Annotated in this window: 22 protein-coding genes and 1 tRNA gene; 18 read left to right on the forward strand and 5 right to left on the reverse strand. The window is 60.1% G+C overall.

Features of this window, described 5'->3' with window-relative positions:
- Positions 1–97: 97 nt before the first annotated feature.
- Complete coding sequence (locus EJ997_RS13225; protein ID WP_206501658.1) at positions 98–1,963, reverse strand: TPM domain-containing protein; 1,866 nt, start codon at positions 1,961–1,963, stop codon at positions 98–100.
- A gap of 253 nt (positions 1,964–2,216) precedes the next feature.
- On the opposite strand from EJ997_RS13225, the gene EJ997_RS11075 reads away from it, so the two are divergent.
- The 6 genes from EJ997_RS11075 (at position 2,217) to EJ997_RS11100 (ending at position 8,190) form a co-directional block, all read left to right on the forward strand.
- Complete coding sequence (locus EJ997_RS11075; protein ID WP_126704605.1) at positions 2,217–2,591, forward strand: cold-shock protein; 375 nt, start codon at positions 2,217–2,219, stop codon at positions 2,589–2,591.
- Between the two features lie 23 nt (positions 2,592–2,614).
- Complete coding sequence (locus EJ997_RS11080) at positions 2,615–3,355, forward strand: DUF3027 domain-containing protein (RefSeq protein WP_228201488.1); 741 nt, start codon at positions 2,615–2,617, stop codon at positions 3,353–3,355.
- The gene (gene manA / locus EJ997_RS11085; RefSeq protein WP_126704607.1) at positions 3,355–4,575 is read left to right on the forward strand and encodes a mannose-6-phosphate isomerase, class I; all 1,221 of its coding nucleotides are present in this window, start codon (positions 3,355–3,357) and stop codon (positions 4,573–4,575) included. Before EJ997_RS11080 ends, manA begins: the two co-directional genes overlap by 1 nt.
- Positions 4,576–4,647: 72 nt before the next feature.
- Positions 4,648–6,096, forward strand: coding sequence for an NCS2 family permease (locus EJ997_RS11090; protein ID WP_126704608.1), 1,449 nt, complete (start codon positions 4,648–4,650; stop codon positions 6,094–6,096).
- A gap of 277 nt (positions 6,097–6,373) precedes the next feature.
- Positions 6,374–6,784, forward strand: coding sequence for a MarR family winged helix-turn-helix transcriptional regulator (locus EJ997_RS11095; protein WP_126704609.1), 411 nt, complete (start codon positions 6,374–6,376; stop codon positions 6,782–6,784).
- Positions 6,781–8,190 (forward strand): MFS transporter, encoded by a 1,410-nt coding sequence (locus EJ997_RS11100; protein ID WP_126704610.1) that lies wholly within the window; start codon positions 6,781–6,783, stop codon positions 8,188–8,190. Before EJ997_RS11095 ends, EJ997_RS11100 begins: the two co-directional genes overlap by 4 nt.
- Here EJ997_RS11100 and serC read toward each other — a convergent pair.
- Positions 8,141–9,223 carry a phosphoserine transaminase gene (serC, locus tag EJ997_RS11105; RefSeq protein WP_126704611.1) on the reverse strand — a complete coding sequence of 361 codons (1,083 nt, stop codon included), beginning with the start codon at positions 9,221–9,223 and terminating at the stop codon, positions 8,141–8,143. The two genes, EJ997_RS11100 and serC, sit on opposite strands and share 50 nt — an antisense overlap.
- 77 nt (positions 9,224–9,300) lie before the next feature.
- On the opposite strand from serC, the gene EJ997_RS11110 reads away from it, so the two are divergent.
- From EJ997_RS11110 to EJ997_RS11120, 3 genes are all read left to right on the forward strand, one after another.
- Positions 9,301–9,981, forward strand: a complete 681-nt coding sequence (locus tag EJ997_RS11110) for a metal-dependent transcriptional regulator (protein WP_126704612.1) — start codon at positions 9,301–9,303, stop codon at positions 9,979–9,981.
- 82 nt (positions 9,982–10,063) lie between these two features.
- Positions 10,064–10,876, forward strand: coding sequence for a C40 family peptidase (locus EJ997_RS11115; RefSeq protein ID WP_206501659.1), 813 nt, complete (start codon positions 10,064–10,066; stop codon positions 10,874–10,876).
- 205 nt (positions 10,877–11,081) lie between these two features.
- Positions 11,082–12,347: a DUF6880 family protein gene (locus tag EJ997_RS11120; protein WP_126704613.1), complete on the forward strand. Its 1,266-nt coding sequence runs from the start codon at positions 11,082–11,084 to the stop codon at positions 12,345–12,347.
- Positions 12,348–12,487: 140 nt separating this feature from the next.
- Here the strand turns inward: EJ997_RS11120 and EJ997_RS11125 are convergent, their stop codons facing one another.
- Positions 12,488–12,832, reverse strand: coding sequence for a rhodanese-like domain-containing protein (locus EJ997_RS11125; protein ID WP_126704614.1), 345 nt, complete (start codon positions 12,830–12,832; stop codon positions 12,488–12,490).
- Between the two features lie 527 nt (positions 12,833–13,359).
- Here EJ997_RS11125 and EJ997_RS11130 point away from each other — a divergent pair.
- The 3 genes from EJ997_RS11130 to EJ997_RS11140 all read left to right on the forward strand — a co-directional run bounded on the left by EJ997_RS11130 (position 13,360) and on the right by EJ997_RS11140 (position 15,556).
- Positions 13,360–14,172, forward strand: coding sequence for a C40 family peptidase (locus EJ997_RS11130; RefSeq protein WP_228201491.1), 813 nt, complete (start codon positions 13,360–13,362; stop codon positions 14,170–14,172).
- 362 nt (positions 14,173–14,534) lie between these two features.
- The gene (locus EJ997_RS11135; protein ID WP_126704615.1) at positions 14,535–15,455 is read left to right on the forward strand and encodes a universal stress protein; all 921 of its coding nucleotides are present in this window, start codon (positions 14,535–14,537) and stop codon (positions 15,453–15,455) included.
- A 29-nt stretch (positions 15,456–15,484) separates the two neighbouring features.
- Positions 15,485–15,556: transfer RNA gene (locus EJ997_RS11140), tRNA-Arg, on the forward strand.
- Positions 15,557–15,851: 295 nt separating this feature from the next.
- Here EJ997_RS11140 and EJ997_RS11145 read toward each other — a convergent pair.
- Positions 15,852–16,043, reverse strand: coding sequence for a hypothetical protein (locus EJ997_RS11145; RefSeq protein WP_126704616.1), 192 nt, complete (start codon positions 16,041–16,043; stop codon positions 15,852–15,854).
- Between the two features lie 269 nt (positions 16,044–16,312).
- Here EJ997_RS11145 and EJ997_RS11150 point away from each other — a divergent pair, with 269 nt between their 5' ends.
- The 3 genes from EJ997_RS11150 to EJ997_RS11160 all read left to right on the forward strand — a co-directional run bounded on the left by EJ997_RS11150 (position 16,313) and on the right by EJ997_RS11160 (position 19,248).
- Positions 16,313–16,831 (forward strand): hypothetical protein, encoded by a 519-nt coding sequence (locus EJ997_RS11150; RefSeq protein WP_126704617.1) that lies wholly within the window; start codon positions 16,313–16,315, stop codon positions 16,829–16,831.
- A 297-nt stretch (positions 16,832–17,128) separates the two neighbouring features.
- Complete coding sequence (locus EJ997_RS11155; protein WP_126704618.1) at positions 17,129–17,902, forward strand: SDR family oxidoreductase; 774 nt, start codon at positions 17,129–17,131, stop codon at positions 17,900–17,902.
- Positions 17,903–18,075: 173 nt separating this feature from the next.
- On the forward strand, positions 18,076–19,248 hold the full coding sequence (locus EJ997_RS11160; protein WP_126704619.1) for a hypothetical protein: 1,173 nt from the start codon (positions 18,076–18,078) through the stop codon (positions 19,246–19,248).
- Between the two features lie 225 nt (positions 19,249–19,473).
- Here the strand turns inward: EJ997_RS11160 and EJ997_RS11165 are convergent, their stop codons facing one another.
- On the reverse strand, positions 19,474–20,952 hold the full coding sequence (locus tag EJ997_RS11165) for an NAD-dependent succinate-semialdehyde dehydrogenase (RefSeq protein WP_126704620.1): 1,479 nt from the start codon (positions 20,950–20,952) through the stop codon (positions 19,474–19,476).
- Positions 20,953–21,218: 266 nt separating this feature from the next.
- Between EJ997_RS11165 and EJ997_RS11170 the strand changes: the two genes are divergently transcribed.
- The 3 genes from EJ997_RS11170 (at position 21,219) to EJ997_RS13230 (ending at position 22,648) form a co-directional block, all read left to right on the forward strand.
- A complete protein-coding gene (locus tag EJ997_RS11170) occupies positions 21,219–22,013 on the forward strand; it encodes a fumarylacetoacetate hydrolase family protein (RefSeq protein ID WP_164719982.1) in 795 nt (264 codons plus the stop codon).
- On the forward strand, positions 22,010–22,387 hold the full coding sequence (locus EJ997_RS13590; protein ID WP_228201492.1) for an RraA family protein: 378 nt from the start codon (positions 22,010–22,012) through the stop codon (positions 22,385–22,387). The genes EJ997_RS11170 and EJ997_RS13590 overlap by 4 nt, the downstream gene beginning before the upstream one ends.
- A gap of 87 nt (positions 22,388–22,474) precedes the next feature.
- Positions 22,475–22,648, forward strand: coding sequence for a hypothetical protein (locus EJ997_RS13230; RefSeq protein WP_206501660.1), 174 nt, complete (start codon positions 22,475–22,477; stop codon positions 22,646–22,648).
- Positions 22,649–22,652 lie beyond the last annotated feature (4 nt).

Raw genomic sequence — 22,652 nt, forward strand, 5'->3', positions numbered from 1 at the left:
GAACCTTTCGTTGGTTATCGATGCTTGGGAACAAATCTAGTGTTGGTACTGGATAGTAGAAGGGAAAAGGACAAAGGGCGGGGACTGGTACCCAGTTTTAGAAGTCGATGCCTCCTCCGAAGCCGCCTCCGCCGCCGCCACCTCCGCCGAAGCCGCCGAAGCCGCCTCCGCCGAAGGAACCTGAGGAGAATCCGCCGCCGCGGCTACTGCCGCCGGAGAAGATCGAGCCGAGAATCATGCCAGTCAGCATGCCGTCCATGCCGCCGCCTCTGCGCCGACCACCGCCGCCCCACATGTCCCCCGGGTAGGTGCGGTTGTCGATGTCGCGCTGCGCCTGGGACCGTGCCTGCTGGGCAAAGTGGCCAGCATCGCGGTACAGCTTGAGCTGTTCGTTCATGTCCTTTTCGCGCTCGGCCCGCGCCAGGGTAGACATTGCCGTGGATAGCGAGGTACGTGCGGAAGAACCAACGACAGAGCGATTGGCGTTAATGAGTGAGTCCGCACTGTTGATATGATTTTCGGCCGATGCCTTTGCCTTCTCTACACCGGCGCGGATGCGCTTCCGGTTCTCCTCATCCTCGCGCACACCGACCAGGGAAGCGTCGATAGCTGTTTCCGCTTCCTCCAGCTTGTTGAGAGCGAGGATCGGATCGGCGTCCGGTCCCATCGCGTATGACAGGGCGCGCTCGGCCTCAACGCGGCGGGACTCAATGGTCTTATCGCCCTTTCCGAGCCGCTTAGCGTCCGCCACGTCGGACGACAGGGAGGAGATGCCTTCTCGGAGGGCTTTCTTCGCATTCTTTAACGTTTCCTCGGCGTTCGAGATCTCATCGAGAAGTGTTGCCGCCTGCTGGACGTTGTCTTCAGCGATTCGTGCGAACACGGTGGCCTGATTGCGCCTATCGGCCGCGACCTGCTCCTTACCCTTCGCGATGGCCTCGCGAGCAGAAGCAATAAGGGCCGAAATCTGCTCCGGGTAGGTACGGAGCGTCTGCAGTGCTGCCGGTGGGAACTTGTACCCCAGGTTGTCGATCTGGGCTTGCGCCGATGGGATCTGAGGGCCAATTTCGGAGACCCTGATCTCCAGATTGGCAAGGATCTCGTGCACGCGAGCGTTGAGATCGCGGAGCTTGGCGAACTCCTTTTCCTGTGCGGCAATGGCCTCGCGGGCCCGGGACGTGTGCTCGAGTATGCCCGTGTAGTACTGGCGCTGCTCCTGCGGAGTATCCGGGATGTTGTCGTCCAGCTTCTTGCGGAACTCGAACGCCTCCGATACTTCCTTGCGCGCCAGGGCGAGCGCCTCATCGAACTGGACGGTTGCCTGAAGACCGAACTCGGCCTTCGCGAACTCCAGCTCGGCAGCGGATTCGCGCACGCCATCATCGGCTTCAATGAGGGCGCTGGCGGCGCGCTTACCCAGCTGGTCGAGCGATTCGGCTTCCTTCTGCGCCTTCGTCTTTTTCTTCTTCGACTTCCGGTAGGAGGCGAAACCAATGATGGCGGCGACAATGACGACGAGGCCAATAACAAGCGGGAGAAGGCTGGAGCCTTCTCCGCCCCCGGTCAGGCCGTCGCCCTCCGAGCTGAGCTCGGAGGTTATCGTCTCGATCGCCGCATTCCAGTCCCCATCCCGAAGCTCCGGGCGGGACGTGATGATCGCTGCTTCAACCTTCTCGGCCACGTCCTCTTCGAGAGCCCAGTAGCCGACCTCGGTCGTTTCCGTGGCGATGGCGATAAGCGCGTCGCCGTCGTCGATCACGGCATTTGACGTTTGTGCCGCCCATTCGCTCGGGCCCAGATTGCCAAAGTCCTCAACGAACACGACGTACAGCTCATCCCCGCTCGCGTCCGCCAACTCGTACAGGGCATCCTCGGCGGCCCCGGGATCCGAAACGACCCCGTGCGGATCAGACAGCAGGTCCGTGGGGCGGAACGGATCATCGGAGGGAAGGAAGACAAGCATTGGCTGGGCCTATCGGTTGGGGCAACGTCGGGTCGTAAACCGCGCGGCAACAGCCATTGCGGTATCCGTTCGTCGGTGCGGGCGAGTGGGCTGGTGTCATCTTACCGGGTTTGTGGCCTGCGGCACCTTGGAGAACGTGTCATTCCGCGCTGTTTCGCAACCGGCTAACACGGAAGGCTCCGGTCTGGGACATAGGCGGTAGACTGGAACGGTATCTCTCAAAACAGAAGGACTCGGAACAGAAGGAGCTGTCGTGCCAACAGGCAAGGTAAAGTTCTTTAGCCACGACAAGGGCTTTGGCTACATCACAGGCGACGATGGACGCGATGTCTATTTCCCCGAATCGGTCCTGCCTGTCGGCGTGCGCCCCCGGAAGGGCGCCTCTGTCGAGTACTCCGTTGCAGAAGGCCGCAGAGGCCTGCACGCGCTGTCCGTAGAGGTCAAGGAAGCGCCGGTTTCGCTCGCTAAAGCAAACCGCCGCAAGCCCGAAGACATGGTCCCGATCATTGAGGACCTCATTAAGATTCTTGATTCGGCCTCCGGCCAGCTACGCCGAGGCCGCTACCCCGATGGTGGTCCGAGGATTGCCCAGGCCCTCCGAACACTGGCAAGTGAGTTTGACGTATGAGTCGTTTGCAACCCGTTAAGAACGTGACAAAGGAGAAAACTCTCGCGCAGGCTGTTGATACTGCGCGAGAAGCCCTCCTGGAGATCACGACAGCCGACTCGATCGGCGAGCACCGCGGAGTGGTCCTCGATGCGGAGCGGGTACTAACCCACGCTTTCGCATGTGAGCTCCCGGGCTACGTCGGCTGGTTCTGGGCCGTGACGCTGGCGAGAGCCTCGCGCTCGCGGAAGGTCACGGTCAATGAGCTGTCGCTCAAGCCCGGCCCCGATGCCCTTATGGCACCCGACTGGGTGCCGTGGGCGGATCGGCTCGAGCCGAAAGACGTTTCCGGGACGGAGGCCCTTCCCTACCGCGCCGATGATTCGCGTCTTGTCGAGGGCTTTGAGGACACGACGGAAGATGCCGACCAACTTGAAGAGTTCGAGATGGGATTGGGGCGTGCCCGAGTCCTGTCGATCGAGGGCCGGAAGGAAGCCTACAACCGCTGGTACAACTCCGATCGGGGCCCGAACACGGCATCCACGCGCGCTGCGAAAGCAAACTGCTCAACATGTGCCTTCATGATGCTTATGGCGGGCTCGGCCCGGAGCCTCTTTGGCGTCTGCGCCAACGAATGGTCGCCCGACGACGGCAAGGTTGTTTCGCTTGACCACGGCTGCGGCGCACACTCCGAGACGGATGCTCCACGGGAGAAACGTCTCTGGGTTCAGACGGAACCGGTCGTTAACGAGACGGATATCGAGATCGTCGAAAGCGCGCACTGATGGAAAGGCTGCGCGGAGCGGTCAAGGACTACGCCTGGGGCTCGACAACCGCGATACCCGCCCTGTTTGACATGGGGGAGAGCCCGACACCCGTGGCTGAGATCTGGCTCGGCGCGCACCAGTCAGGCCCGGCCCTGCTAACGGGCGGGTCCGTTTATAACCCAACGGGAGGGGCCGCGGACCGCGACCTCCTCACCTACATCGATGAAGACCCGAAAGGTTGCCTGGGGACCGCAATTCCCGGTGGTGGCACGGTTCTGCCCTACCTTTTGAAACTCATCGCTCCCGCCAAGCCACTCTCACTTCAAGTCCATCCCTCCCGCGAGCAGGCCGAGCGGCGCTATGCGGATGAGGACAGTGCCGGCGTTGCGATCACCGACCCCAATCGGAACTATTTCGACCGCAACCATAAGCCCGAACTGCTTCTTGCGCTCACAAAGTTTGAGGCCGTTGCCGGCTTCCGTGCGCCGCGCCGCGTCGCAGACGTGGTGTCGGGGCTGGAATGCACAATTGCGGAGACCCTCCTCGGTTTCCTCAAGGAGGACCTCTCTCCCGTTGGGATTAGGCGCTGCTTCGAGTATCTGCTGAGCAACGAGACGAAGCCCAGCCCCGAGGCCGTTGGCGACCTCGTCGAGGGATGTCGGGCGCGGCTCGATGCGGGCACCTCTCCGTCTATGCGAGCCGACCGCATCGCCATCCACCTGGCAGACCACTACCCGGGTGACCCGGGGGTTGTTGCCTCGCTCCTCCTTAACCCCGTCACACTCCAGCCTGGCGAGGCCCTCTTTGTTCCCGCGGGAACGGTGCACGCGTACATGGCGGGGACCGGCATAGAGATCATGGCGAACTCCGACAATGTCCTGCGTGCGGGACTGACCGCAAAGCACATCGATGTTCCCGAGCTCCTTGCCACCGTCGACTACGTGGCCGCCCCTCCGATCCGCATCGCCCCGGAGCGCATCACGGAAGGCACAAGAACTTTCTACGCCCCGGTTGACGACTTTGAGCTGTCGGTCACGGAGCTGAGGGACTCGAACTTCCGCTACCAGCTCCCCGGCAGGGGCCCCAGAATCCTCCTTGCGCTGAGTGGCGCAATCGAAGTTTCGACGAACGAGCAGAGAATCACATTGAACCTCGGGGAGAGCGCCTTCGTTCGGGCGGATGAAGGAAACCTGCAGGTCCAAGGGGTGGGCGTCCTCGTCCAGGCGAACGTTCCGTAGATCCTGTCTCACCATGTGGTCGCGTTTCTGTGTCGAATAGTGAGACGAGCATTTCCTTAGGGCTGAAACTCGATGAATATCGGTGGAGTGAACGAATTACTTGATCGCACTTTCAAGCTCTCCGAGCGGGGAACGACTGTAGGACAGGAGCTCCGCGGAGGGCTCGTCACGTTCTTCGCCATGAGCTACATTCTTGTGCTCAACCCGATTATCCTTTCGACCCAAGACTCGACCGGCCACTACCTTGGTGGCGGCACCGAGGGTGCTAACGTCGCGGCAATTGCCGCCGGTACCGCACTCATTGCAGGTGTTATGTCGATTCTCATGGGAGCCGTCGCCAACTTCCCGATGGCAATGGCAGCGGGCCTTGGCCTCAACGCGATGCTCGCCTACACCGTTGTCTCCCTCCCGGGCATGACGTGGGCGGATGCCATGGGAATTGTCGTTCTCGAGGGTATTCTCATCCTCGTGCTCGTCATGACGGGGTTGCGCGAAGCAATCTTCCGGGCCGTTCCGGGCTTCCTGAAGACCGCGATTTCCGTCGGTATCGGCCTCTTTATCGCCCTCGTTGGCCTGTACAACGCCGGCATCATCCGTACCGGAACGGGTACGCCCCTCGACCTGGGTATCAATGGTTCGATTGCTTCATGGCCGCTGGCTGTCTTCATCCTCGGCCTTATCTCGATCATTGTTCTCATGGTCAAGAAGGTTCGCGGCGCCATCCTCATCGGCATTGTGATTGCGACCGCTACTGCGATCATTGCCGAGGCAATCCTTAACCTTGGCCCGAAGGGTAACGATGGCTCCAACCCGACTAGCTGGGGCCTGACCGTTCCGTCGCTCGAGGGCTCACCGGTCTCGGTTCCCGAGTTCTCGACCCTGGGTGCTTTCTCCATCACCGGCCCCTTCGAGAAGATCTCCGTTATCGCGGTTCTTGTTCTCGTCTTCTCCCTCATGCTTGCTGACTTCTTCGACACCATGGGCACCATGGTTGCCGTGGGCTCCGAGGCGAAGTTGCTCGATAAGGAAGGCAACCCGCCGAAGATGCGTCAGATCCTCGCCATCGATTCCCTCGGTGCGGTTGCCGGCGGTGTTGGCGGCGTCTCGTCCAACACGGCCTACATCGAGTCGACCACCGGTGTTGCCGACGGTGCACGTTCGGGTCTTGCCAGCATCGTGACCGGAACCCTGTTCCTGCTCTCGACGTTCCTGGCTCCGCTTGCCGGAATGATCCCTTACGAGGCCGCTACCCCGGCGCTCGTCGTCGTTGGCTTCCTCATGATGCAGCAGGTCGCGCAGATTGACTGGAAGGACCTCGTCGTCGGCATCCCCGCCTTCCTGACGATTGTCTTCATGCCCTTCTCCTATTCGATCACCGTCGGTATCGGCATGGGCTTCATCGCCTACACAATTCTCGCGTTCGTCGACAAGAGGAAGGTCCACCCCCTTCTCTGGGTCGTCGACGTCCTCTTCGTTCTCTACTTCGTCCGTGGCCCCATCGAGGCCGCACTCGGGCTCTAGGGCGCAACCGCTTAGCGCTAGCTCGGCCGGCCTCCGTTCCCTTCGGGGAGTGGGGGCCGGCTTCGTCGTGTACAGGGAATTGGCCATGGTCGGTTTGAGCGTGGGCCGTAGGGTCCGGATGGTCTTGCTGATTAGCCCGATGTTGGAATTTCACCAGGAACTAGGGGGCCCACAATCCTCTCGTTCCACAAGAGCGGGAGACCTCTGCGCTCTGTGATCGAGTAAACCATTATATGCTATGGTTTTCCAGGCTAATGGTTTGCTAAGCTAAGTAACCGTGGTTAATCGTGCTGAAGTCGCAGAATCTCTGAGAGTTGCCGTTCTTCACCTGTCGCGGGTGATGAGGGGGATGGAGGAGCTGGGGGAGTCCCGCTACTGTGTCCTGGCGGCTCTATCGGACGGACCCATGACCGTGAGCGGCCTCGCCGCTCACGAGAGGGTCTCGACGCCCTCGATGTCGAAACTCGTGACGAGTATGACCCACTCTGGTCTTGTTCAGCGGGTGAGGGATGAGAGCGATGGGCGTAGAGTCGACGTGAGCCTGACGGAGGGTGGCAGGCAGGCACTGTCCGACGCTTCTGCGGCTGGCGCGATATGGATGAATGACTATTTCAAGGATCTAAAGGAGGAGGACGTCTCCCTTCTCGCCCGAGCGGCTGAGCTCATGAGGGGGATGTCGACCAGGTGAAGCGTACTTTTCTCTCACTCAAGTTCTATAACTATCGGCTCTGGTTCTTTACCGCGATCGTTGCTAACACGGGTACGTGGATGCAGCGCGTCGCGCAGGACTGGCTTGTCCTCACCGAGCTGACCGACAACGACGGCTTCGCCGTCGGCATCACAACAGGCCTGCAGTTCCTCCCGCTTCTTCTCGTGACGCCCTATGCGGGGGTGTTGGCTGACCGCTACGACAAGCGGAAAATCATGTACGTCACCCAGTCCCTCATGGGATTGCTTGCGGTTGGGCTCGGTGCTCTTGTGCTGACCGATCATGCGACCGTTGAGCTTGTCTACGTCTTCGCGTTGCTGCTCGGAACCGTGTCGGCCTTCGATACGCCTCCCCGTCAGGTGTTTGTTTCTGAGCTGGTTCCGCCCAAGTACCTGACGAATGCGATCGGCTTGAACTCCGCAAGCTTCAACAGTGCCCGTCTACTCGGTCCCGCGGTGGCAGGTCTCCTCATTGCCGCTGTCGGCACGGGCTGGGTCTTTGTCATTAACGGCATCTCCTTCGGAGCTACCCTCTTTGGCCTCATGCTCATGAAGTCGAAGGACTTCTATATGAGTACCCCGCAGCCCCGCGAGAAGGGCCAGATCCGGCAGGCAATCTCCTTTGTTCGGCACCGTTCCGACATTGTGGTCATCATGGTTGTGGCAGGTATTGTCTCCTGCCTGGGCCTGAACTTCCAGCTCACCAGCGCGACCATGGCCTCCGAGGTCTTCAATAAGGAAGCGGGCGAATATGGTCTCCTGGGATCGATCATGGCGATCGGATCGCTCACGGGTGCGCTCATGGCGGCGCGGAGAAGCGAATCCCGCGTCCGGCTCGTCGTCATCGCGGCCTTCGGATTTGGCGTTGCCGCCGGCGTTAACGCCATGATGCCGACCTACTGGGCCTACGCGATCAGCTGTATCCTCGTCGGCTACTCCACGCTCACTCTGCTCACGTCGGCGAATATGGCGATCCAGACATCGGTTGATCCCGCGATCAGGGGCCGAGTGATGGCCCTTTACCAGGTGGTCCTCATGGGTTCGACACCGATCGGCGCCCCGATTGTTGGCTGGATCTCCGAGCACATCGATCCCCGCTGGGGAATCGGCGTCGGTGCCCTTGCTGCGCTGGTTGTTTCGGTTGGCGCGCTGTTCTGGGCGCGCAAGCACTGGGATGTGAAGTTCGAATACAACCTGAGGCAGACCCCGCACGTCACGATCATCGGTCCCGCTGAGCACGCTGCCCGCCGCGAAGCGGCCGAGGCAGAGAAGCAGCAGCGCAGGAAGAAGGAACGTACTCTGGACGCCACCACGCAGGAGATGGCGGCGCTGGGTTCTAGCGCTGTTGCTGTCCCACCCAGGACAGCGAGTCCAGAAGAGCCCTAACTTCGTCCGGCTCCGTGGCCGGGAAGGTCGCGATTCTCAGCTGATTGCGGCCGAGGCCACGGTAGCCGTCGATGTCGACAATCCCGGACTCGCGGCAGGTCGTGCTGAGCTCGTCAGCCGGCAGGTCAATATCGATGGTGGCAACAACCTGGGAGCGGAACTGCTCCTCAATAAAGGGATGGGCCCAGTCGGTATTCGCAGCCCATTCGTAGACGAGGCTGGATGATTCCTTCGTCCTCTTGTCCATGGCTTCCAGGCCGCCCTGCTCCAGCATCCACCTCAGTTGTGTATCCATGAGGTGCAGCGTGGCAAGAGCGGGTGTGTTGAGAGTCTGGTTCTTCTGCGAATTGTCCAGAGCCAGCTGAATGTTCAAGATGTCGGGAACCCAGCGTTCCGATGTCAACCTCTCCATGCGCTCCAGTGCAGCGGGGGAGAGGATCGCAAACCAGAGCCCACCGTCGGAAGCAAAGCACTTCTGGGGAGAAAAGTAGTAGACATCGGCCTCGGCCGGGTCGTACATAACGCCGCCCGCCGATGATGTTCCATCAACGATCGTCAGTGCCGACTCCGGCCCGATTCGCTTCACGGGGAGCATAGCTCCGGTCGAGGTCTCGTTGTGCGGGTACAGATAGGAGTCAATCCCCGGCTCCTCCTCGGGTAGCGCCGCGCTACCGGGCTCGATCTGAGTGACAATCGGGGAATCAACAAACGGGTTCTTGTGGAGGGCCTTCGCGGCCTTCGTGGAGAACTGGCCAAACGTTGTGGCCTTTGCCTTCTGCTCGACAAAGCAAAAGGGAATAGCATCCCAAAGAAGCGATGCCCCACCATTCCCCAGCGCAATCTCGTATCCTTCAGGAAGAGCGAAAAGCTCGTTGAGTCCTTCTCGAATGGAACCGACGACATTCTTCACAGGCGACTTGCGATGTGACGTTCCCATCCACGTCGGGTCTAAGCTCAAGTGAGATGATGGGATCCGGGAAGGTCCCGAACCGAAACGACCGTCGCGGGGAAGAAGCTCACGTGGAATCATCATGAGTTGATCTTCGCAAACTTCACAAACTTTGTAACGGCTGTCCAGATAAAATGGACACGAACCTAGCAGGAGGCGTAGTGGCTGATCTTATCGACACCGGTGAAATGTACTTGAAAACGGTCTACGAGCTTGAAGAAGAGGGCATCCCACCCCTTCGTGCCCGCATCGCCGAGCGCCTTGAGCACTCGGGACCGACCGTCTCCGAGACGGTGAACCGTCTCTCCCGTGACGGTCTGCTGACCGTCAGCTCCAGCCGTCAGCTTCAGCTCACCACCGAGGGCCGCCGCAAGGCCACCGAGGTGATGCGCAAGCACCGCCTCGCCGAGCGCCTCCTCACCGACGTTATCGGCATGGACTGGCAGTACGTGCACGAGGAAGCGTGCCGGTGGGAGCACGTCATGTCCGACCGTGTCGCCAAGCAGCTGGAAGCCGTCCTCGGCGACGTTAGCTACGACCCGTACGGGAACCCCATCCCGTCCATGGTGGAAGGGCCCGCCGAACTGGGTGCGGAGGAGTCCGGTCTGGTTGCACTCGCATCTCTGACGCTCACGGAAAATATCACGGCGACACTCCGACGCATCGCAGAGCCGCTCCAGGTCGACGTTGAACTTCTTGCCTCCTTCCACGAGGCAGGAATCGTGCCAGGGGCCGAGATTACCGTTGAAAACACTGAGAACGGGCTGACGGTCAAGGGTGCTGAGGGGACGATTAACAACCTCGCCCCGGTCGTTGGGAAGCATCTCTTTATTGACGCTTAAGTCACAGTCTGTAATTCTTCGTGACACATTCGTTATCTTCCGTTATTCTCTTGTTTGTAAGGACTGAGATTCCAGGAGAGACATGTCGAAACGAACTGCAGGCCGTCACGCGGCTCCCAAGGTGCGTCGCTCGCACGCCGTAGCCGCCGCTGCCACATCCGCAGCACTTGGTATGACTGCCACCGCCGCCGTTGCTGCCCCCGCCTCCGAGGAGGACGCTGCCCCGGCGCCGCTCGCCCTGGACGCTGAGGTTGTTGAGGTTCCCGCCGTCATCGATGTTGAACTTCCGGAAGACGCAGCTGTCGAGCTCGCTTCGATCAACGTCACGTCCACCGAGGCCCCCGAGCCGGTCGTCGAGCCCGAGCCGGTCGTCGAGCCCGAGCCCGTCGTTGAGGAAACTCCGGTAGTCGAGGCAACTCCTGCCGCCGAGACCACGACCGAGGATGCTGCGACCACCCAGGCTCCCGCGGCAACCACCACGACAACGCAGACCGCTACGGTCCAGGAGGCAGCTCCTGAGCCCGAGCCCGAGCCGGTCCAGGCCGCTCCCGCTGCAACCGGCTACGGTTCCACGATCGTGGGAATCGCCCGCCAGTACTCCGGCGTCCCCTACGTCTACGGTGGAACGACCCCGTCCGGTTGGGACTGCTCCGGCTTCACCTCCTACGTTTTCGCTCAGGCCGGCATTTCGCTTCCGCGTAGCTCGTCCGCCCAGCGTTACGCTGGCTACCAGGTCTCCGCTTCGCAGGCGCAGCCCGGCGACCTCGTCTGGTGGCCCGGCCACGTCGGTATCTACACCGGCAACGGCATGCACATCGCGGCACGTAACCCCTCCTCGGGAACCTACGAGGGCCCGGTTTACGGTAGCCCCGTCTACATCCGCGTCGCTGGCTAACACCAATAGCGGTACATAACTTAGAGAGATCCCGAGGAGCCCGGCTCCTCGGGATCTTTGTCTTCGCTATTTGTTCCGTGCCGTACTGACCCTCCCTCTTCCCGGGGCTCACGCGCGATACCGCGTTGAGAATTGCTCCAATGCGGAACCGGTGCCTCGAAGGATTTAGACTGCAATCGAATCGTGTATCTGATTGGAAGAATCCATGGATTTGATGTCGCTAGCCGATGGTGTGCTCCCATTGATCCGTGCGCAAAGCCGGGACCTGTGGCGCTACGAGGTCGCAAACGACCAGGGCGACTCAATGCTCGACGGGGTTGCCCTTCTGGAGCAAGCCCTTGATAATCCGGAGGAGATGCCCGACCTCGGGATTGCTGTTCCGACCCCACAAGAGACCTACACCGTTATCACCCAGGCAATCCGTTCTGCACTCAAAGTAATAGCTCGCGCGGATGACTCAAGTGGGATCATCGGCACAGCGTGTGCGGAACTGTTGGAACTGCATCCGCGCGCGGCTGAGCGTGCTGACGTGCCGCAACTGAAGCTTGCCGATTGGGTATTCAACTTGCCGTTCACCGACGAACTCCAAGTATTTGAAACGGATCCCGTCGCCTACGCTCCCGCACTTGGTTCGACAGGCATGGAGCGTTTTAAACAGCATGTCGAAGTTCTCCGTGCGGAGGTGGCAAAGGAAGAACCCGGCCCATATGGACTCAGAAGTCATAAAGCGCACGTTCTCGAATGGTTCGACAAGCGTCTTGCGGTCTTTGACAAGGACCCCGAAGCAATTATTAGGACACACCTACGGGACGGCAGTGTGGCTGGCTGGTACGTCGATGTTTCTGAAGCATTCGAAGAAATTGGTGATATTCCAAGAACGGTTGAGTGGGCCAAGCAGGCGGTTCTGTTCGACTACGGTCATCAATCGCGTGACGCCGCTACGCGGTGGCGCAGGCTTCTGATTGAGCATTTGCCTGAAGAACACGATGATGCGATCCGCACGATCTTTCAGCGGTGGCCCTCCGCGGCCTCCGCGGCAGGACTGCACAGAGTTGATGGTGATGAGGTCCTCGGCCGGATCCACGAAACTCTGGAGGAGAAGAATTCGAGCGAACTTGTCCGGTTCCAATGGAAGACCTTAAAGAATGTGCAGCTTGCCTGGGAAACCGCAACCCGGCTTCTACCCGAGGACGACTGTATTTGGGCAGAGCTAGCTGAGGCGTATACGCCCATCGATCCGGTGGCCGCTCTGAGGGTCCGAGCCCGGGTGGTGAGCGATGCATTGATCGAAACGGATAGGCGCAAGTACCGGCCGGCCGCACGCGAGTTCGTGAAGCTCCGAAAAGAAGCGCGAGCAACCGGCAACGCAGAGGCCATTGCCCTCGTCGACTCCGTCATCGGGAGGATGCGAGAACTATATCCCCGCAGGCCTCGCCTCATGGCAGAGTTCGACCAGGCCGGGCTGCCGTAGGCAAAACGGCGGCGATGTTCAGCCCCTTCCGGTATCAGAGGCGCGCTGTCGATTCGGAGTCGTCGTGTGGTTCCAGCCTTGTTCACAATGGGCCAACCAGATTGAAGCCTGGCCGGCCCATTGTGAACGGTGGAAAATGACTATTGGACGATGTTGATACCGGTGGCCGCTGAGGCGTCCTCCAGGGAACCCAGGTTGGTGACGCTTGTGAAACCGGCCTGCTGCATAAGAGCCATGCCCTGGCCCGAACGATTCCCCGAACGGCAGTAGACAAGATAGTCGGCGTTGGGGTCGAGCTCGGGGATTGCGAGCTGAACTTCGCCAGCGTTGAAATCAACAAGCTGGGCACCATCAAGGTGCCCACCCGCATACTCACCCGGCGTGCGCATATCGAGGATGATGGCGCCTTCGGGCAGATCGGACTCAGACGGTGTGCCAGCCGCGAGCGGGAGGATAGCGGTGAGGGAGATGAGGTGACAGAACATAAACGGTCCTTTCGGGAACGGCCTCGGCAAATGGGGAACGGCTCTGCGAGGAGATTAAGAAGAGACGCATGCGACTGAGCTGGAATCTCGCCAGTGATACTGAAGCACTGCAGAGATCTGTGTGTGGAGTTGTTGGTCTGTGACCTAGAGCCACGCGGGCCGAAAGCGTTGCCTCAAGATACCCGATGACCACATGACCAGCTGTAACGTGTGCCGTACTCGTGTTACGCGGTCTGATGGGAGCAGATTTCGGGCCCGTTTGGGTGAAAATCAAGATGAAATAACTGCGAGGTGCGACACGTTTATAACGTTCTGTGATTGGGCTCGCGTGATCTTTCATTGATATCGCAACGTTTTAAAAATAGAGGTCACGGTCACCGCAACAAATCGTTATCGAAGCGTGACATTACCGTTTCAATATTGTTATAGTTTTGGAAGTTCGAACAGCGGACGTGTACCGACCCGGTATAACTCAGACCAAAAGACGAATTGAAACACGCGGGCTTGCCCGCTTGGAGAAACTAACGATGATCAAGTCCCAGCGCACTGGCCGCCACGCGGCTGCTGCACCCATCAAGCCCATGACCGCGGGCGTTGTCACTGCAGGTGCGGCGACCGCAGGCCTGATGTTCAGCGCAGCCATCCCGTCGGCCGTTGGCTCCGAGGAGCAGATCGACGCTTCCGAGCGGATCACCCTTGATGAGAAGCCTACCGATGTCGCACCCGAGGCATTCACTGTCCAGGTTGACGATGTCGAGGATTTCGACCTTGACGCTGTAACCGTCACCGCAGAGGCCGCACCCGAGCCGGAGCCCGAGCCGGTTGTTGAGGAAGTTGTTGAAGCTCCGGTAGCTGAGACCACCACGGCAACTGAGGCCGCCCCCGCCCAGACGCAGGCAGCAACGACTCAGACCACCACTCAGGCTGCAACGACTCAGACCACCACTCAGGCCGCAGAGCCGGAGCCGGTTGTTGAAGCCGCTCCGATCCAGACCTACTCGGCTACCGGTTCTCGCGTTGTCGCCATTGCTCGTTCCTACGCGGGCGCACCCTACGTGTGGGGTGGCACCAGCCCCGCCGGTTGGGACTGCATCGGCTTCGCCGACTACGTCTACAACCAGGTTGGCGTTGACCTCCCGAACTCCTCGAGCGGTGCTCGCTACGCCGGCTACCAGGTGTCTGCTTCGCAGGCACAGCCCGGCGACCTCATGTGGTGGCCCGGCCACGTCGGTATCTACACCGGCAACGGCATGCACATCGCAGCTTGGAACCCCTCGATGGGTACCCAGGAAGCCCCGTTTGGGGCAGCCCGATCTACCTCCGCGTACTCGGCTAATTAACTTCCTAAGTGGGGAGCGCTCGAAAGGGTGCTCCCCACTTGCCGTACCCGGACGCGAAACCATTGGGGAGTGTTTCTGGTCGGCTGAACTCCTTTGCTCGCGCACTTCACGTCCGAGAGGGCTATAGCGGCCTCCTTCCGTGTTCCTATTTGAGAACAGCCATATAGTCTGTGCTCCAAGCCAGTATCCGCTACCTGCTCGGGTCCTTTCTGAGGTGTGCGCGGCTACGCGGGAAGCGCCGGTCGAAGTCCTTGGTCGGATGGCAACGTTTAGCAGTTTTGCCTATCGATCTGCCTTGGGTCGATACAGAATCGCCCTCGGAGCGGTAAAGTGACAGTAAGAATCCTGAGGAGGAGGCCGCTATGACGCATGACAATGTTGTCGCCGTTGGTATCGATGGCTCAGAAAGATCAGAAACCGCTTTAACGTGGGCGATCGAGCAGGCTAAGAGGAGGGCCGCTCGACTGCACATCGTGTCCTCCTACGAACTCCCGACCTACACCGCGCATACCTTTGAGGGTGCCGCGACGTCAATGGACTCGAGGCTTTTCGAAGCAGCGAATGAATACCTTGATGCTGCCGTGCTTAAGGCGCAGAATGCTGGCGTTGAGACTTCGTCCTCGCTCGAGACCGGAGATCCCTCCGCGGTGCTCGTCGAGCTCTCCAAGAAGGTCGCGACCGTCGTTATTGGTAGCCGTGGCAAGGGGTCCTTCGCTGACCGGCTCCTTGGAACGGTGTCGAGCGCAGTTCCGGCTCACGCCTACTGCCCAAGCGTTGTTGTTCCGGAAGCCTCGGCCGGCTCCTGCCTGCCGATTAGGCACATCGTTGTTGGCGTCGATGGTTCAGAAGCCGCAAATATTGCTCTTGAGCGCGCTGTCTGGGAGGCCGAGCGCTGGAAGGCTAAGCTCACGGCTGTTGCAACGGTGAATACGAGCTCGATTGCGTGGATGCCGGGGGCGGGATACTCCGTTGACGTCCTCGATGATGTGCGAAGCGGCCTCGAGGTCGTTGTCGAGAAGGCTACCGAGGGCTACGACATTGACGTACGCACGCACGCTCTCGAAGGTAACCCCGCTGCTCTTATGGCGGAGTTCTCGACCGCAGTTGACCTGCTGGTCATCGGTACCCGTGGACGCGGAGGCTTTGCTGGCCTCCTGCTTGGCTCCACAAGCCAGGCTGTGCTCCATCACTCAACCTGCCCCGTCATGGTTGTTCCCAAGCGGATCCGCCCCGGAGATGACGTACCTCCCACAGTGACTGACGTCCCGTGGAGTAGGCCCTAATAGAAAGTTTCGGTAAACTGGAGTGCGTTGCCCCCGTAGCTCAGCGGAAGAGCAATCGCCTCCTAAGCGATAGGTCGTTGGTTCGAATCCAATCGAGGGCACGACCTGATCCCCGGTGAAGCAGAGACTTCCCCGGGGGATTTCCACTGCCGCCGCGATGTTAAGGCTAGTTCCCTCGATGAAACAGAGTGGTGCATACTTTGTAGGTGGAACCTGGCGAGCCTCAGCACCCCAAGATCCGCGGGTACGGCCTGCGATGGGAGGGGCAACGAGCGCCGTGATGACAACGAGGGCCCACAGGTTGCCCTCTGCAATGTTGAATGCGGCAAAGAAGTCAGATAGCCCTCGTCCGTCGATCAAGATCGCCGATAGGTCGAACAGGTTCGTGAGAACGAACTAGATAATTCCAAAGAAAACATAATCCCTGGGTCGGCAATCCTCGATCTTTGGAATAAGGAACAGTGCGATGACGAGGATAATGGCCGAGAGAATGACACCGCTCAGAGGAGGGGCGAAATCGCCAAGGCCGTCGAGCACGTCGTCACGTAGGATTCCGTTGACGATGGCAAACGGAAAATGAGAGCCCATATCGCAATGGCTACCAGATACTTCCGCATCGTGGCTTCTCCCGTCGAGCCCAGGCTAACGATTTTCGCCTGAAATAACGGTGGACTAAGGGGCCTCACTTTTGAACACGCGGCGTTTAAGCGCCCTCGCGTGCCGGAAAGACGCGATTGTGTGCTGGTGATTCTCGAGGTTGAATGTCGTTCGGGCGAGAGATTGCTGGGCACTTTGACTCGAGGAGGAGATTTGTTCCACCCCGTGACCTGCTAGTTTGCCTCCGCTACGATACGACCATGTTTGACTATCTCAAGCTATACAGAGAGGAGCTCTCCGCCCTGTGTGGGCCGGGGGAGTGGCCTCTTGCGCTTGCGAAAGTCACCTACGTTCAGGGCCACGAGGACATTGGTAGGCGCGGCCCGTCGGTTAGCTTCGATCCGATCGGTGGTCTCGATGTCCGATCCTGGAACGAAGCGGCGGACAAAGCTATTGGCGGCACATCCCTCATAGCGCCACGGGGCGGCATGGCAGTATCCCTCCACAGGGTTGCGATGAACATGCCGGAACTCCTACTAACGACCGCGCAACTCATGGCGATTACGGGAACGCTCGGGCGGGCGCAAAAAATGAAGATCGCATGGCGCTGCACACTCGACGATATCGACGCAATTTCCCACCAGCCCAGGTTCGCCCAGCGCGGCAGGCTCTATATTCGCTTCACCGATGACTCTGCGATCAGACTCATGGCCGGGATGCTGTCCGCCAAGAAAGCCAGAGCCCTCGTCGAAGCGTTTCATCAGAGAACGGGACGTTGAGGACCTTCATTACCCAACAGGACGCTACCCCACAGCAATTGATCCATCCGCTGGATGAGCAGAGCACTGGGATAAGTCGTGCGTGCACCGACTTTGCTCGGGTTTCTCCTGCACGTTGCATAACGTCTCAAATTTCCAGTCTGTCATGGTTCAGATTGTGAATTCTAAACCTCCGTTCACTTTATTCAGTGAGGGGAAATCTCTATCGATGGCCGGTTGAGATACCTAGGCTTGGAGGTGACGGGCGCCACGCAATTGGTGTCGGTCACTGGGAAGTATCGAAGAGAGGATCCCGCAATGAGCATCATGGACAAGTTCAGACTGGATGGAAAAGTAGCCTACGTAACTGGAGCCGCGCAGGGGATCGGTGAGGCGCTCGCGACCGGGCTGGCCGAAGCTGGTGCGGATGTCGCGGTCGTCGATATCAACTTGGAGAAGGCCGAGGGCACGGCTAAGAATATTGCTGAGGCAACGGGACGAAAGACGAAGGCGTACGCAGTCGATGTCACCGTTGCAGAGAACGCCCCGAAGCTTGTGGAGCAGGTTGTTGCAGACTTCGGAGGCCTACACATCGCTTTCCACAACGCTGGGATGGCGCACAACGTTCCTTCGGAAGACCTGTCCGTTGAAGACTGGCATAGGATGATCAACCTCAACATGCATGCGGTGTTCTTCGGAACGCAGGCCGCGGGTCGCTACATGCTCGAGAACGGTGGTGGATCGATCGTCAACACGGGCTCCATGTCCGGATCGATTGTGAACGTGCCCCAGCCGCAGATTCACTACAACACCTCGAAGGCCGGTGTTGTGCATATGTCCAAATCTTTCGGTGTGGAATGGGCGGACAGGGGCGTTCGGGTCAACACAATCAGCCCCGGCTACATCGGTACCGAACTACTTCAGTCGGAAGAGCTCGCACCGCTTCGCGATGAATGGGCCGGCGTAACCCCGCAGCGCCGCCTGGGCCGTCCCGATGAGCTCGCTGGCATCGCCGTCTACCTGGCTAGCGATGCAAGCACGTACGCAACAGCGTCCGACTTCATCGTCGATGGTGGATACACCGCCGTGTAACCCACATATGCATAACGTGCCGGGCTTACACGAACCTGCACGGTGATCGAGTCCGGGGCCTGACCGCACGAGAAGTGCAGTTGGGTCCCGGCCTTGTTGATGGGGTGAGTTTCGGGGACTTCAGCCCGACGGTACGCCCATGTGCGCTGGGTTGCTACGGATAGGGTGCCACCGTGAACGTAGCGAAAAATGTACGAATACGGACGAGCGTCACCGGTGTCGTTGTTGCGTCCGCTCTTCTTGTGGCGGCCTGCTCGGGCGATGAGACGGATGAGGGGGCTGAGCTCCCGGAGGTAGCTGACCTAACTCTCAGCCCTCAGGGCGACTCTGGTGCCTGGCTTAAAGACGAGTACGCCAACGGAGTGGCAGATCCTTTCTATATATCTGGCTTCCTTTGTGCGCTCGACGGCGACGTCGCGGTCGAATCAAGCGACGAGAATGGTGCCTACCATGTCCGCGGATGGGATGTTCGTAGCGGCGAACAAGTGTGGGCTATCGAAGGTTCCACCTGCAGTCCCTCGGAAACCAGTGATGGCACCGTCCTCACTCTCGACATGGCTGACAGCACTTGGCAGGTTGCCGATATTGCCACCGGGGACATTGTGGACGATCTCGCCGTTGACTCGTCGAAGGCATACGGCGGCGTTCACATAAGTGCGCGGGTGGGTGACGTTGTCCTACTCGACATATCTTCCGTGGGGCTTTTCGCGGTCAATGGCGAAGAAGCACTGTGGGAGGCCGGTATTGAGGCGCCCACCGAACTCCACGTTCTCGACGATGGTCTGCTCGCGGTGACTCTCGGCGGCGCTAATGAAAGCCGCGTCCTCAATCTTGATACCGGCGAGACCATCACAACGATTCACCGTGATGACCCTGTGTGGGCAACTGATGGCTACGTCGTTGAAAACGATCCCGATGCCCCCGAGTACGCGGCTTTCGATGTCGATGGCGACAGCGTTGACACCAGCTCTGGGAAGCCCATGCACGCCTTCGTCCCCACACCCGCTGAAGGCGTCCTCTTCCCGGTTGAGGAGCATCTAGCCGCCGGACCCGTCATTGCCGTTGCGGCCGATGGAACTTTGGCCCTCTTTGAGAACGAGAGCGGGAAGCTGTTCACGCAGGATGGTGAGTTTGGCGTTGACGGTGTCGAACCGTACGACGTTGCCGGTGTGTCCGCCGACGGTTCGCTATTCCTCCTGAAGGCTGGGCAGGAGCTCACGCTTATCGATTCCGAAGGTAATGAGCTACTTACCCGCCCGGCGGCCGAAGGGAACCTCATCATTGCATCCGGATATTTCGTGTGGGACTCCAAGAACACGACCGAAGTGTTCCTCCCTCAGGAGTAGTCGCTGAACACCGGAGCAGAGGCCCGCAATCGAGGCCGCGGTTCGCTACTGAGGTTATAGCCAGCCGCACGAGCAACGGTTTGCTGTGGGCGTGCTGGCCGACCGTGGGGACAATCGCCCCAAAAACCTGACAAAGCTGAACGCCCGCGGAATAATCTGCGGGCGTTCGCTACCTGGTGGGGCTGCAGAGAGTCATTGGCTCTCTGCAGCTATGACACCTTCTTACTAGGACAGATCCGGTGCCGGCATGCCGACGTAGACGGTCTCGAGGTATTCCTCGATGCCTTCCTTGCCGCCTTCGCGTCCCATGCCGGATTGCTTGAGGCCGCCGAAGGGAGCCGCCGTGTTGGAGATCGTGGCGGAGTTGACTCCGAGCATGCCGATCTCCAGCTTCTCCGCGAGGCGGAGGACCCGGGGCAGATCGTTCGTGTGGAAGTAGCCCGCGAGGCCAACCGAGTCGGCGTTGATGATCTTGACGAGCTCCTTCTCGTCGGAGAAGGACACGACGGGAGCGACGGGGCCGAAGATTTCTTCGGTCATGATCTCCGCGTCGGGTGCCACGTTCGTGAGGACCGTGGGTGCGAAGAAGTAGCCGGAGTCGCCGACTCGTTCACCACCGGTCTCAACGTTGGCGCCTGCCTCGATTGCGCGCTGGACAAGCCCGGTGACATCATCGAGCTGCTTCTGGCTGACGAGCGGTCCAACATCGATTCCGTCCTCGGTGCCTGCGCCGACGGTCTTGGCTGCGAGGGCCTTCGTGAACTTCGTCGTGAACTCTTCGTAGACGTCCTCGTGAGCGAAGAAATGGTCAGCCGCGTTGCAGGCCTCACCCATGTTGCGGATCTTTGTGGCGACGGCCGCGTCGACTGCCTTATCAATGTCGGCATCCTCGAAGACTATGAAGGGCGCGTTGCCGCCGAGCTCCATTGAGGTGCGCAGAACGTTGCCGGCGGCTTCCTTCAGGAGGGCCTTGCCGACTGCCGTGGAGCCCGTGAAAGACAGCTTGCGCAGGCGCGAGTCCTCGATGATCGGACCGGTAATGTCGCGGGACGACTTCGACGGAATAACTGACAGGACGCCATCGGGCAGTCCCGCCTCCTGCATGATCTTCCCAAAAAAGAGCGAAGTTAGCGGGGTTTCCTTCGAGGGCTTGAGGATCGCGGTGTTGCCCGCGGCGAAGGCGGGGCCCGCCTTGCGGGTGGCCATGGCCAGCGGGAAGTTCCAGGGCGTAATGAACAGGCAGGGGCCGACGGGGCGGCGCACGACGATTGCCTGGAGGTGGCCTTCGGGGATGCGGAAGTAGTCGCCGCGGATCCGGGTGGCCTCTTCCGCGAACCAGCGGAGGAAGCTCGCGCCGTAGGCAACTTCGCCAGCCGCCTGGTCGAGGGGCTTCCCCATTTCGAGGGTCATGATAAGGGCGAGGTCCTCGGCGTAGCTCGTGGTGGCGAGCTCGAAAGCCTTGTAGAGGATGTCGGAGCGAGCCCTGGGGGAGGTGGCCGCCCACTCCTCCTGCGCGGCGACCGCAGCATCGAGGGCTTCCTTACCGTCCTGTGGGCTGGCGGACGCAACGGAGGTGAGAACTTCGCCGGTCGCCGGGTTGAGAACATCGAAGCGTTCACCGGTGCTAGACGCCCGCCATTCCCCGCCAATGAACAGGTCGGTGGGGATGCGGGACAGGAGCTCTGAGATTCGGTTATCGGACATTGTCACTTCTCCTTCGAAGTAAGCCTGAGGGGAGTGGCGTACTTTCTACCCCTACTCTATGTGTCCACCTCGTCGAATTGTCCTTGAGGCCGAACTACTTCGGGCCCGCCGGGAAAACTCGTTGAAGCAATTTCAAATATTTAGTTGACAAGGATTAATTCCTAGGCCATGGTCGCATCACAGATCGTATACGATTGAGTATGCGAACTAGTCAGGTTGTGATCTGACAGCTGGACCGACCAGCACCACATGCAAAAGAGCAGGCGTTGAGTGCCACAGTCGTTTCCCAGACACTCGATCACTCCGTGGGGACGATCGTCGCTGTCCACCTCTCTTACCCGTCCCGTGCCGCCCAGCGCGGACGCACCCCGAAGGAAACGTCGTGCTTCCTGAAGGCCGCCTCCCGTCTGACCGGCCCCGGCGAGGTTGTTCGCCCCGAGGGTACCGAGCTGCTCGTCTTCGAAGCAGAGATTGCCCTCGTGATTGGCAAGGCTGGCCGCCACATCTCCGAAGAGGATGCCTGGTCGCACGTCGGCTGGGTGATCGCAGGTAACGACATGGGTCTGCTCGATTTCCGCGCCGCGGATAAGGGCTCGAATGTTCGCTCGAAGTCCGGTGATGGCATGACCCCCGTTGGTCCGCAGCTCATCGATGCAACCAAGGTCGATCCAGCAACGCTACGCATTAAGGCCACGGTTGATGGCAAGGTTGTTCAGGACGACTCCTCCTCCACCCTGCTGTTCAGCTTTTCCCACTTCATTGCGGACCTGTCCCTCTTCATGACTCTGGAGCCGGGCGACATTATCCTCACGGGAACGCCTGCCGGCTCTTCCGTTCTCCAGCCCGGCCAGACCGTCACCGTCGAGGTGTTCTCCGAGACCGATCCGTCGCTTACTTCCGGTGAGCTCACCACCACTGTTGTTGCCGGCCCGGCACTCGCTGACATTGGTTCGGCACCTGCTGCCGATGACAAGCAGCGGATTGATGAGTGGGGTTCGCCTGAAGAGGCCGGTCTTGAGCCCGAGTTTGAGCTGCCCCCGAACTGCGCGAGCGCCTCTTGAACGTTGCCGTTGCGACCCTGTCCTCGGTTCTTCGAAAGCACGGCTACGCCAATGTCTCCATTGACGGCGTGCACCCGATCGTTGTGGGCACGACGATTATTGGCACTGCCCGCACGCTTCGCTACGTTGCTCACCGTCCAGACCTGTTCAAGGCGAAGGGTGGCGGCTTCAACGCACAGAAGCGCGCCATCGACACCGTTAACGAGGGTGAAGTGCTGGTCATGGAGGCCCGGGGATGGGCGATGGCGGGAACGCTCGGTGACATTCTTGCTCTGCGTACCAGGGTGCGCGGCCCGGGCCGCCATGGTGTGTCGAACGTCTTCTACCTTTACCTGCGCGATCCGGACGGTCTCCGCGTCGAGATCTACACGTAGGACTACTACGCGGGCGACCCTGACAACTCGACCGTCACCTGGGATGTTTACGACAACCAGCGTCGTGACTGGTGGGGTAACCCCGTTGTGCCCTGTTGGTATACCGAGGCTTCTGCTGTTCTCGACCTTGACGGCGACGTGCAGCCGCTCCGCGAGCGCCTCGAAGCGAAGGAAATGGATGTCACCATCGGTGCCGACGGCTTCTCGCACACCCGCGAGGGTGACACGCTTGAGGGCTTCAAGCTCGGTGAGCAGGTGTAAGTCA

It is taken from the genome of Flaviflexus ciconiae, from assembly GCF_003971195.1.
Lineage (GTDB): Bacteria > Actinomycetota > Actinomycetes > Actinomycetales > Actinomycetaceae > Flaviflexus > Flaviflexus ciconiae.

Coding starts and splice junctions, on each gene's coding strand:
- EJ997_RS11155 (WP_126704618.1), top strand. CDS start 17,129: ATGAGCATCATGGACAAGTTCAGACTGGATGGAAAAGTAGCCTACGTA.
- serC (WP_126704611.1), bottom strand. CDS start 9,223: ATGATGATTCCACGTGAGCTTCTTCCCCGCGACGGTCGTTTCGGTTCG.
- EJ997_RS11165 (WP_126704620.1), bottom strand. CDS start 20,952: ATGTCCGATAACCGAATCTCAGAGCTCCTGTCCCGCATCCCCACCGAC.
- EJ997_RS11090 (WP_126704608.1), top strand. CDS start 4,648: ATGAATATCGGTGGAGTGAACGAATTACTTGATCGCACTTTCAAGCTC.
- manA (WP_126704607.1), top strand. CDS start 3,355: ATGGAAAGGCTGCGCGGAGCGGTCAAGGACTACGCCTGGGGCTCGACA.
- EJ997_RS11145 (WP_126704616.1), bottom strand. CDS start 16,043: ATGGGCTCTCATTTTCCGTTTGCCATCGTCAACGGAATCCTACGTGAC.
- EJ997_RS11135 (WP_126704615.1), top strand. CDS start 14,535: ATGACGCATGACAATGTTGTCGCCGTTGGTATCGATGGCTCAGAAAGA.
- EJ997_RS11130 (WP_228201491.1), top strand. CDS start 13,360: ATGATCAAGTCCCAGCGCACTGGCCGCCACGCGGCTGCTGCACCCATC.
- EJ997_RS13225 (WP_206501658.1), bottom strand. CDS start 1,963: ATGCTTGTCTTCCTTCCCTCCGATGATCCGTTCCGCCCCACGGACCTG.
- EJ997_RS11115 (WP_206501659.1), top strand. CDS start 10,064: ATGTCGAAACGAACTGCAGGCCGTCACGCGGCTCCCAAGGTGCGTCGC.
- EJ997_RS11150 (WP_126704617.1), top strand. CDS start 16,313: ATGTTTGACTATCTCAAGCTATACAGAGAGGAGCTCTCCGCCCTGTGT.
- EJ997_RS11125 (WP_126704614.1), bottom strand. CDS start 12,832: ATGTTCTGTCACCTCATCTCCCTCACCGCTATCCTCCCGCTCGCGGCT.
- EJ997_RS11120 (WP_126704613.1), top strand. CDS start 11,082: ATGGATTTGATGTCGCTAGCCGATGGTGTGCTCCCATTGATCCGTGCG.